This is a genomic window from Allobosea sp. (assembly GCF_048595345.1).
In the GTDB taxonomy this organism is placed as follows: domain Bacteria; phylum Pseudomonadota; class Alphaproteobacteria; order Rhizobiales; family Beijerinckiaceae; genus Allobosea.
This window is the reverse complement of the sequence record NZ_JBMDWH010000228.1, coordinates 21962-29842: the sequence shown is the minus strand read 5'-3', so window position 1 is coordinate 29842 and position 7881 is coordinate 21962. Positions and strand designations below refer to the sequence as shown.

The following is a 7881-nucleotide window of genomic DNA, read 5'->3' as shown; positions in this document are numbered from 1 at the left end:
TGCGCCACACTCACTCCGCGGTCCTTGATCAGGCGGACCGCCTCGATCTTGAACTCACGCCCAAATTGCCTTCGTCGCATACCCCACCTCCGGTTTCATGAAACACCCAATCTCGGTGTCCACGAAACCGGCAGCAGGCCAAAATGTCGGGTTCCGGGCCCAGCCGAAGCCCCAAACACCCAGCAAAATCGCCGCAAACAGGATGCCGACCAGATAGTGGAATGTCCAGCCAATCGCGACTTCGCCGGGCAGCGGGTCGGCCTCGGCGATGTTCTGATGCACTGCTCGTCCGCGCAGGAGATGGGCGACCCACCGTCCTGGCGGCGCCCAGTTCGGCTTGGGTTCACCGAACAGCCGCATTAGCTGTGCCCACACATCAAGGAGCGCCGTCGCACCGACGCCGATAACCATGGATAGGATCATCGACTCGGACATGACGGGTCCTTTGCATGGACGTCAGAGGAACCCTGTGGAGATCCACGGCACGAAGGTGATCAGCAGCAGGCCAACGAAGAGCCAGAACAGGTAGATCCAGATCCGCCGCATGCCTGCATCAGGCGGCACATTCCCGATGATGCAGGCGGCGTAGTAGCAGAGCCCGAACGGTGGCGCGAACAGGCCGAGGCCCATCGCGAGGATCACCACCATCGAGTAATGCACCTCGTGGATGCCGAACTGCTTGGCGATCGGGAACAGCAGCGGGCCGAATAGAACGATCGCGGGGATGCCTTCCAGCACGCTGCCCAGTACGATGAAGGCCATCACCGTGATCAGCAGGAAGCCGATCGCGCCGCCCGGCACCTTAGCCATCAGCGCCGCAAGATCGTGCGAGAAGCCCGATTGCGCCAGCGCCCACGCCATCGCGCTGGCCGCTCCCACGATGAACAGTATGGTGCCCGAGAGCGACGCCGTCTGGACGAGGATGGGGTAGGCGTGGCGCCAGGTCAGCCCTCCGCGATAGATCAGCAGCCCGGCGATCAGGCTGTAGGCGATGCCGATCGTGGAGACTTCGGTGGCGGTCGCGATGCCCTCGACCACCGCGCTGCGGATCAGGAAGGGCAGGACGAGCGCCGGCAGTGCGATCCAGAGCGCCTTGACCACGGTCGATATCTTGGCGCGCTCGACACGCACTTCGCCCTCGCCGGCGGCTCCCGCGCGATAGCGGGCGACGATGCCGAGCACCAGCGCCAGCACCAGCCCCGGCAGGATGCCGGCTGTGAACAGCGCCGCGATCGAGACGCCCGTGACGGAGGCGATGGCGATCAGCACGATGGAAGGAGGAATGGTCTCGCTCATCGCGCCCGAGGCCGCGAGCAGGGAGACGAGTTCGCCGTCCTTCATGCCGCGCTTGCGCATCTCCGGGAACAGCACCGGCGCGACGGCCGCCATGTCGGCGGTCTTGGAGCCGGATATGCCGGAGACCAGCAGCATGGCGCCGATCATCACATAGCTCAGCCCGCCTCTGACATGGCCCAGGATCGAGGCCAGGAACGCGACCATTACCCGCGCCATGCCGGTCGCTTCGACCAACTGGCCGAGCAGCACGAAGAGCGGCACCGCCAGCAGGATCAGCGAGCTCATGCCCTCGTCGATGCGGCCGACCACGACGAGAAGCGGCGTTCGCGTCGTCACCAGCAGGAAGGCGACCGTGGCGAGGCAGAACGAGAAGGCGATCGGTACGCCCGCCATCACGGCGACGCCCAGCAGGCCGATGAAGAAAATCAGCAGGTTCCAGTTGCCGAAGCTCTTCAGCCCCGGCCCCACGAGATAGAGCCCGGCCGCGATAGCGGCGAAGAGTAGCGCGACGGTGAGCACGTCGCGCCAGGAGTGGCGCAGCAGGCCGACGAGCACACTGACGAGAGCGATGGCGCAGCCGACGGGGATCGCCGCCGCGCGGATGGTGCCGGACCAGCCCAGCGCGGGCGTCTCGACGAAGGACTGGTCCTCCAGATACTCCCAGGCCGGGTGCAGAATGAGCGCGAGGAAGATCGCGACACCGCCGGCCGCCAGCGTGGAAGCCCAGGCCTCCGCCCGCGGCGGCAGATAGGAGACGAAGAAGGTCAGGCGCATATGCGAGCTGCGCTGCACCGCAATGGCGCTGCCGAGCATGGCGAGCCACAGGAACAGGATCGAGGCCAGTTCGTCCGACCAGATGATCGGACGATGGAAGGTGCGCGCGACGATGCCTGCGAAGAGGATGACCACCTCGGCGACGACCACGGCCGCCGCCGGGATCTCGACGAGACGGCGCAGCACCGTCTCGACCCGGTCGGCCAGGCCAGGCCCGGCCTGGGCCCGCCCGGCGGGGACGGCGTGGGACACCACCGCGGCGCTCATGACAGCGCCCCGACGACGCCCTCCAGAACCGCCCAGTTCTCCTCGCCGAACTTGCCGCGCCATTCCTTGTAGAAGCCCGAGTCGCTGAGGGCCTTGCGGAAGGCCTCCTTGTCGGCGGTCTCGAATTTCAGGCCCCGCGTCGCGAGCTTGTCCTTCAGGCTGACGCTGAGCTTCACCGTGTCGGCGCGCTGCTCGTCCGCAGCGCGGTCGAACTCCGTGCGCACCAGCGCCTTCAGATCGTCGGGCAGCGCCGCGAAGGAGCGGCGGTTGCCGAGGATGAAGAAGGGATCCCAGATGTGGTTGGTCTCGGAGACATAGCTCTGCACCTCGTAGAGCTTCCCGGCGTCGATCGTGACGAGGCCGTTCTCCTGCCCGTCGACCAGCTTGGTCTGCAGGGCGGTGTAGAGCTCGTTGAAGTTGATCGAGGTCGGGTTCGCGCCGAGCGACTTGAACAGCGAGGTGAAGATCGGCGAGACAGGGACGCGGATGCGGTAATCCTTGAGGTCCGCTGGCGTCTTGATCGGCTTGGACTGCGAGGTAACCTGCCGGAAGGTGTTGTCGGCTGGCTTGGCGACCACCAGCACGCCGGTCTTCTCGACCTGCGCGGCGATCAGTTTGCCGAGGGCGCCGTCCATCGCCTTCCAGACCTGCGTATAGTCCGAAAAGGCGAAGCCGACATTGGCGATGCCCGCCACGGGCGAGACGGTGGACAGCACCGAGCCGGCAATGTTGAGGAAATCGACGCCGCCGCTGCGGATCTGCGTTAGCAGGTCGGTGTCGGAGCCGAGCTGCCCGGCGGGGAAGAAGCGGATATCGAGACGCCCGCCGCTGGCCTCCTTGATGCGCTTGGCGGCCAGCCCGAGGCGCAAATTGATCGGCTGGTCGATGGATTGCCCCGTCGCCAGCTTGTACTCGAATTCGGCGGCACGCACCGGGCCGGACCGGACCGCGACGAGGGGGATGGCCGCCGCCCCCGCGAGCAGCGTGCGCCGGGACAGGCCCTTCCGGGCGCCGGCCGCATTCTCCATATCGGACATGGTTTTCCTCCTGCGTGGTCTTGGCCGCTTGGCTGCGGCTTTGTGATGATGACCGACGGCCCGGCTTCCACGCGACCTCGCGCACGGAAGAACGCCGTCAATGGCTTGGGATCGCAGATGGTGGTGCCGGCGCGGGCAGGTCCTCTTCCCTGGGCAGGCCGGCGAACCGGCCATCAGCGTTCCGATCGCCCCATTCTGACGGGGGCCTTTTTCCCTTGCCGGGCGTGCTTTGGCGCCCACTCCGACGCTTTCAGCGTAGAGCGCTGGCCGTCTCCGACAAGTGAGTTATATTCGGCCTCTGTTTAGCCTGGCTTAAAGATCGACGATGCAGATCCCATTCCGCGCCATCATCGTATTCCATGCCGTCGCCCGAGCTGGCAGCATCACCCGCGCCGCCGAGGAACTGCGCGTGACCCCTTCGGCCGTGTCGCAGCAGATCCAGGCGCTGGAGCTGCATCTGGGCACCTCGCTGACGCTGAAGGTGGGGCGCACCATCGTGCTTACCGAGGCGGGCGAGCGCTATTTCCAGATGGTCGGCCGCGAAATCGAGCATATCGCCGATGTGACGCAGCATGTGCGCGGCGTGCGCTCGGCCATGACCCTGACCGTGCGCGCAGCCCCCAGCGTCGCCAGCAAGTGGCTGCTGCCGCGCCTGCATTCCTTCGTCGACGCCCATCCGGATATCGAATTGCGGCTGGACGGCACCAACGAGACCACCGATTTCGGCACCGAGAACGTCGATATCCAGATCCGCCACGGCGATGGCGCCTGGCCGGGCCTGTTCGTCGAAAGCCTGGGCCGGGAAGCCTTCGTGCCGCTCAGCGCACCGGCCCTGCACGGCGCCGGCAGCCTCGCGGCCGCGACCCTGCCGGAGCATCGGCTGATCCATTCGGTGAAGTCGCAAGTGCAGTGGCCGCGCTGGTTCGCCGATGCGGGCGTGGAGCCCGTCAGACGCTGGCGCCGCGTGCTGTTCGACCGCAGCCACAACGCCATCGACGCGGCCGTCGCCGGCATGGGCATCGCGCTGGAAAGCGAACTCCTGGCGTGGCGGGAGCTGAGCGACGGCAGGCTCGTGCGCCCCGTCGCGGACGCGCCAGGGATCATGCTGACGACGCAATGGATCGTCTGTCCGCACGGGCATCTGCGGCACCGCAAGACGCGCGCATTCCTGGATTGGCTGCGCATCGAGCGCGAGCGGTTCTCGCCCTCGGGCGATGCGGCAACCGTTTAGCCTGCCTAAATCGTCGGTTCGATAATCTGAATTGCCCGGCCCGGACGGCCTGCCTAACCTCCTCGCAGACCGGCCGGGGCAACATGATGCCGCGACAAGGGCCGTCACACACGAGGATACGCTCCATGAATCTCCATCGCATGCTGCTCGAGCGCCAGGCCGCCGGCAAACCCGTCACCATCGGCATCATCGGCGCCGGCAAATTCGGCCTGATGTTCCTTTCGCAGGTGCGCTCCACCGACGGCATGCACCTGGTCGGCGTCGCCGATCTCAACACCGATCGGGCCCGCGCCCAGCTCAAGCTCGGCTGCTGGCCGGCGGAGCAATATGCCGCCGGCTCGGTCGACGAGGCCCTGAAGCATGGCAGCACCATCGTCACCGACGACGCGCAGGCGCTGATCACCCATCCCGGCATCGAGGTCATCATCGAGGCGACCGGCGACCCGGGCGCGGGCATCCGCTTCGCCTCGATGGCGATCGAGCACGGCAAGCACATCGTCATGGTCAATGTGGAAGCCGATGCCGTCGCCGGCCCGCTGCTGGCCCGCAAGGCGAAGGCCGCCGGCGTCGTCTACTCGCTGGCCTGGGGCGACCAGCCGGCGCTGATCGCGGACCATGTCGACTGGGCCCGCGCGGCCGGCTTCAAGGTCGTCGCGGCCGGCAAGGGCACGCGCTACCACCCGACCTATCACCAGTCCACGCCGGACACCGTCTGGGACATCCTGGACCGGTACATGAAGATCAAGGATCGCAAGTCGATCAATCCGAAGATGTTCAACTCCTTCGTCGACGGCACGAAGTCCGGCATCGAGATGACGGCCGTCTGCAACGCGACCGGCCTGCATTCCCAGAAGGAAGGTCTCTCCTTCCCGCCCGCCACCCGCTTCGAGCATGCCGAGATCTGCAAGCCGAAGGCCGATGGCGGCGTGCTGGAGCGCAAGGGCGTCACCGAAGTCACCTCCTCGGTCTATCGTGACGGAACCGACGTGCCGAACTCGCTGGTGATGGGCACCTATGTCGTGTTCGAGAGCGACAGCGCCTATAGCGAGGAGTGCTTCCGCGAATACAGCATGCTGCCGGACAGCACCGGCCGCTACGCCTCGCTGTACCGGCCGATCCACATGATCGGGCTGGAGCTCGGCATCTCGGTCGCCTCGGCGGCGCTGCGCAAGGAGCCGACCGGCGCGCCGATCTGCTTCAATGCCGACGTCGTCGCCACCGCCAAGCGCAAGCTCACCCCCGGCGAGATGCTCGACGGCGAAGGCGGCTTCTGCGTCTGGGGCAAGCAGACCCCGGCCGAGACCTCGCTGCAGGAAGGCTATCTCCCGCTCGGCCTGGCGCATAACGTCAAGCTGAAGAACGAGATCGCCGAAGGCCAGCGCATCCGCTGGGACGATGTCGTCTACGACGCCGACAGTCAGGCCGTCCGCGTCAGGCGCGAGATGGAAGCCACCTTCGCGCAGACCACGCGCAAGGCGGCCTGAGCGCCGGAGAACCCGGCCGGGTCATCGCGCGTCGCTCCCGGCAGCGGCGGCGATGGTCCATATCGATGGGTACGAGATCACTCGGGACAGTGCTCGTCGCGATCCGGCGTTACCCGTCTCCTTCAACCATTCTGGCAGGCTGAGCGGGGAACGCATGGCTGGGCAGGAGAAGGTCGCGATCATCACCGGTGCCGGATCGGGCGTGGGGCGGGCGGTGGCCGCCGCTTTCCTGAAGGACGGCTATCGGGTCGTGCTGGCCGGGCGTCGGGCGGATGCGCTGGAGGAGACGATCGCGCTTGCGGGGGCGAGCAAGGACAAGGCGCTCGCGGTGCCGACCAACGTGACCGACAAGGCCTCGGTCGATACCCTGTTCGCGAAGACGGTCGAGGCCTTCGGGCGGGTCGACGTGCTGTTCAACAATGCCGGCGTCAACGCTCCGGGCGGGGTGCTGCTGGAGGACCTCTCGCTGGAGGACTGGCAGAAGGTCGTCGACACCAATCTCACCGGCCCGTTCCTCTGCACGCAGGAGGCGTTCCGGACGATGAAGGCGCAGAGCCCGCAGGGCGGGCGCATCATCAACAACGGCTCGATCTCGGCGCAGGCACCGCGGCCGAACTCGGCCGCCTACACCGCGACCAAGCACGCCATTACCGGCCTGACCAAGACCGCCTCGCTCGACGGGCGCAAATACGACATCGCCGTCGGGCAGGTCGATATCGGCAATGCCCTGACCGAGATGGCCCGCAAGATGACGACCGGCGTGCCGCAGGCGGACGGTTCGGACAAGGTCGAGGCAGTGATGGATGTCGACCATGTCGCGACGACCGTGCTGCACATGGCCTCGCTGCCGCCAGAAGCGAATGTTCTGTTCGTCACGGTGATGGCCACGAAGGCGCCTTTCGTCGGGCGAGGGTGAGGGTGCGGCCCGCTGCATCATGCCGAATCGACCTCACGCGCCATCAACATGGAGGTCGCCAAATTCGGCGTCAGCACTAAGTGCTCACTAGGTCGAATTGAACGAAAAACAGACCATCTATTGGCTGTTAAGATACCTGGGTGTCCGTCCAGCAACGCCGTCAAGGTGTATGGCAGTTACGCAATCGCAGCTCTGTCCCTGTGATGAGCTAGAGGATAACGCTCGGGTCGTCGCTTCTGACTTCAAGCTACCTGCGAAGCTGCCGCTTGGCCGAGCGCGTAGCTCGCCGTCATGCCAGTCGGCAGATGTCGCAAACGACGTTGTCCGTAAACCAGCGCGGGAGGCGCAATGCCGCTACTGCTAGCTGGAGTCCGCTTTGCGGCAGGCGCTGAATTTCCGCAAGTGGCGCAGCTTGCGATTGCCGAAAACCCTGATGCAGTGTCCGCTCTATGCGTCCGTCAAGCTTCAACGACGATATAATTTTCTTCGACCCTGACCGGCACAGGCTCAGCCTGATACGGCCCATCGAACAGGTCTCTGCCAGGCCGGACTTCGACATCGTAACGCTTGGCGCGGACCCTGTCGGGTTCGGCTCGCGATTTGCCGGTGCGGATATCGAACTCCCAGCCATGCCAGGGGCAGCGCAGAATCTCGCCGCGGCGGCTGTAGCTGTATTGCCCCGGCTCGGCGTCGGCTTCGACCAGTCCTGTGGTGCGGCCGAGGCAGAGGTCGCCGCCCTGATGCGGGCAGCGGTTGAACAGGCCGAAATACTCGCCTTCGAGGTTGAAGATCACGATCTTGCGGCCGGCGACCTCGGCGACAAGCCGTTCGCCGGGCGGCAGGTCGGCGGCAGGGCCGATGACGTGCTTCGCCATC

General features: G+C 66.1%; 7 protein-coding genes. 3 read left to right on the top strand and 4 right to left on the bottom strand.

Annotation, left to right across the window (positions count from 1 at the left end; all coding sequences use genetic code 11):
- Positions 1 to 54 precede the first annotated feature (54 nt).
- The 3 genes from ACOJTB_RS20120 to ACOJTB_RS20110 are packed head-to-tail and all read right to left on the bottom strand — an operon-like array spanning position 55 to position 3374.
- Complete coding sequence (locus ACOJTB_RS20120; protein ID WP_420104301.1) at positions 55 to 435, bottom strand: DUF2938 family protein; 381 nt, start codon at positions 433 to 435, stop codon at positions 55 to 57.
- A gap of 21 nt (positions 436 to 456) precedes the next feature.
- Positions 457 to 2337: a TRAP transporter large permease gene (locus tag ACOJTB_RS20115; RefSeq protein WP_420104300.1), complete on the bottom strand. Its 1881-nt coding sequence runs from the start codon at positions 2335 to 2337 to the stop codon at positions 457 to 459.
- Positions 2334 to 3374: a TRAP transporter substrate-binding protein gene (locus tag ACOJTB_RS20110; protein ID WP_420104299.1), complete on the bottom strand. Its 1041-nt coding sequence runs from the start codon at positions 3372 to 3374 to the stop codon at positions 2334 to 2336. The genes ACOJTB_RS20115 and ACOJTB_RS20110 overlap by 4 nt, the downstream gene beginning before the upstream one ends.
- Before the next feature lie 325 nt (positions 3375 to 3699).
- Here ACOJTB_RS20110 and ACOJTB_RS20105 point away from each other — a divergent pair, with 325 nt between their 5' ends.
- The 3 genes from ACOJTB_RS20105 (at position 3700) to ACOJTB_RS20095 (ending at position 7005) form a co-directional block, all read left to right on the top strand.
- On the top strand, positions 3700 to 4605 hold the full coding sequence (locus ACOJTB_RS20105) for a LysR substrate-binding domain-containing protein (protein WP_420104298.1): 906 nt from the start codon (positions 3700 to 3702) through the stop codon (positions 4603 to 4605).
- A 125-nt stretch (positions 4606 to 4730) separates the two neighbouring features.
- Positions 4731 to 6089: an NAD(P)H-dependent oxidoreductase gene (locus ACOJTB_RS20100; RefSeq protein ID WP_420104297.1), complete on the top strand. Its 1359-nt coding sequence runs from the start codon at positions 4731 to 4733 to the stop codon at positions 6087 to 6089.
- Positions 6090 to 6243: 154 nt separating this feature from the next.
- Complete coding sequence (locus tag ACOJTB_RS20095) at positions 6244 to 7005, top strand: SDR family oxidoreductase (protein ID WP_420104296.1); 762 nt, start codon at positions 6244 to 6246, stop codon at positions 7003 to 7005.
- 458 nt (positions 7006 to 7463) lie between these two features.
- On the opposite strand, the gene ACOJTB_RS20090 is transcribed toward ACOJTB_RS20095, so the two are convergent.
- Complete coding sequence (locus tag ACOJTB_RS20090; protein ID WP_420104295.1) at positions 7464 to 7880, bottom strand: Rieske (2Fe-2S) protein; 417 nt, start codon at positions 7878 to 7880, stop codon at positions 7464 to 7466.
- Position 7881: the final 1 nt, after the last annotated feature.

Coding starts and splice junctions, on each gene's coding strand:
- ACOJTB_RS20120 (WP_420104301.1), bottom strand. CDS start 435: ATGTCCGAGTCGATGATCCTATCCATGGTTATCGGCGTCGGTGCGACG.
- ACOJTB_RS20115 (WP_420104300.1), bottom strand. CDS start 2,337: ATGAGCGCCGCGGTGGTGTCCCACGCCGTCCCCGCCGGGCGGGCCCAG.
- ACOJTB_RS20110 (WP_420104299.1), bottom strand. CDS start 3,374: ATGTCCGATATGGAGAATGCGGCCGGCGCCCGGAAGGGCCTGTCCCGG.
- ACOJTB_RS20105 (WP_420104298.1), top strand. CDS start 3,700: ATGCAGATCCCATTCCGCGCCATCATCGTATTCCATGCCGTCGCCCGA.
- ACOJTB_RS20100 (WP_420104297.1), top strand. CDS start 4,731: ATGAATCTCCATCGCATGCTGCTCGAGCGCCAGGCCGCCGGCAAACCC.
- ACOJTB_RS20095 (WP_420104296.1), top strand. CDS start 6,244: ATGGCTGGGCAGGAGAAGGTCGCGATCATCACCGGTGCCGGATCGGGC.
- ACOJTB_RS20090 (WP_420104295.1), bottom strand. CDS start 7,880: ATGGCGAAGCACGTCATCGGCCCTGCCGCCGACCTGCCGCCCGGCGAA.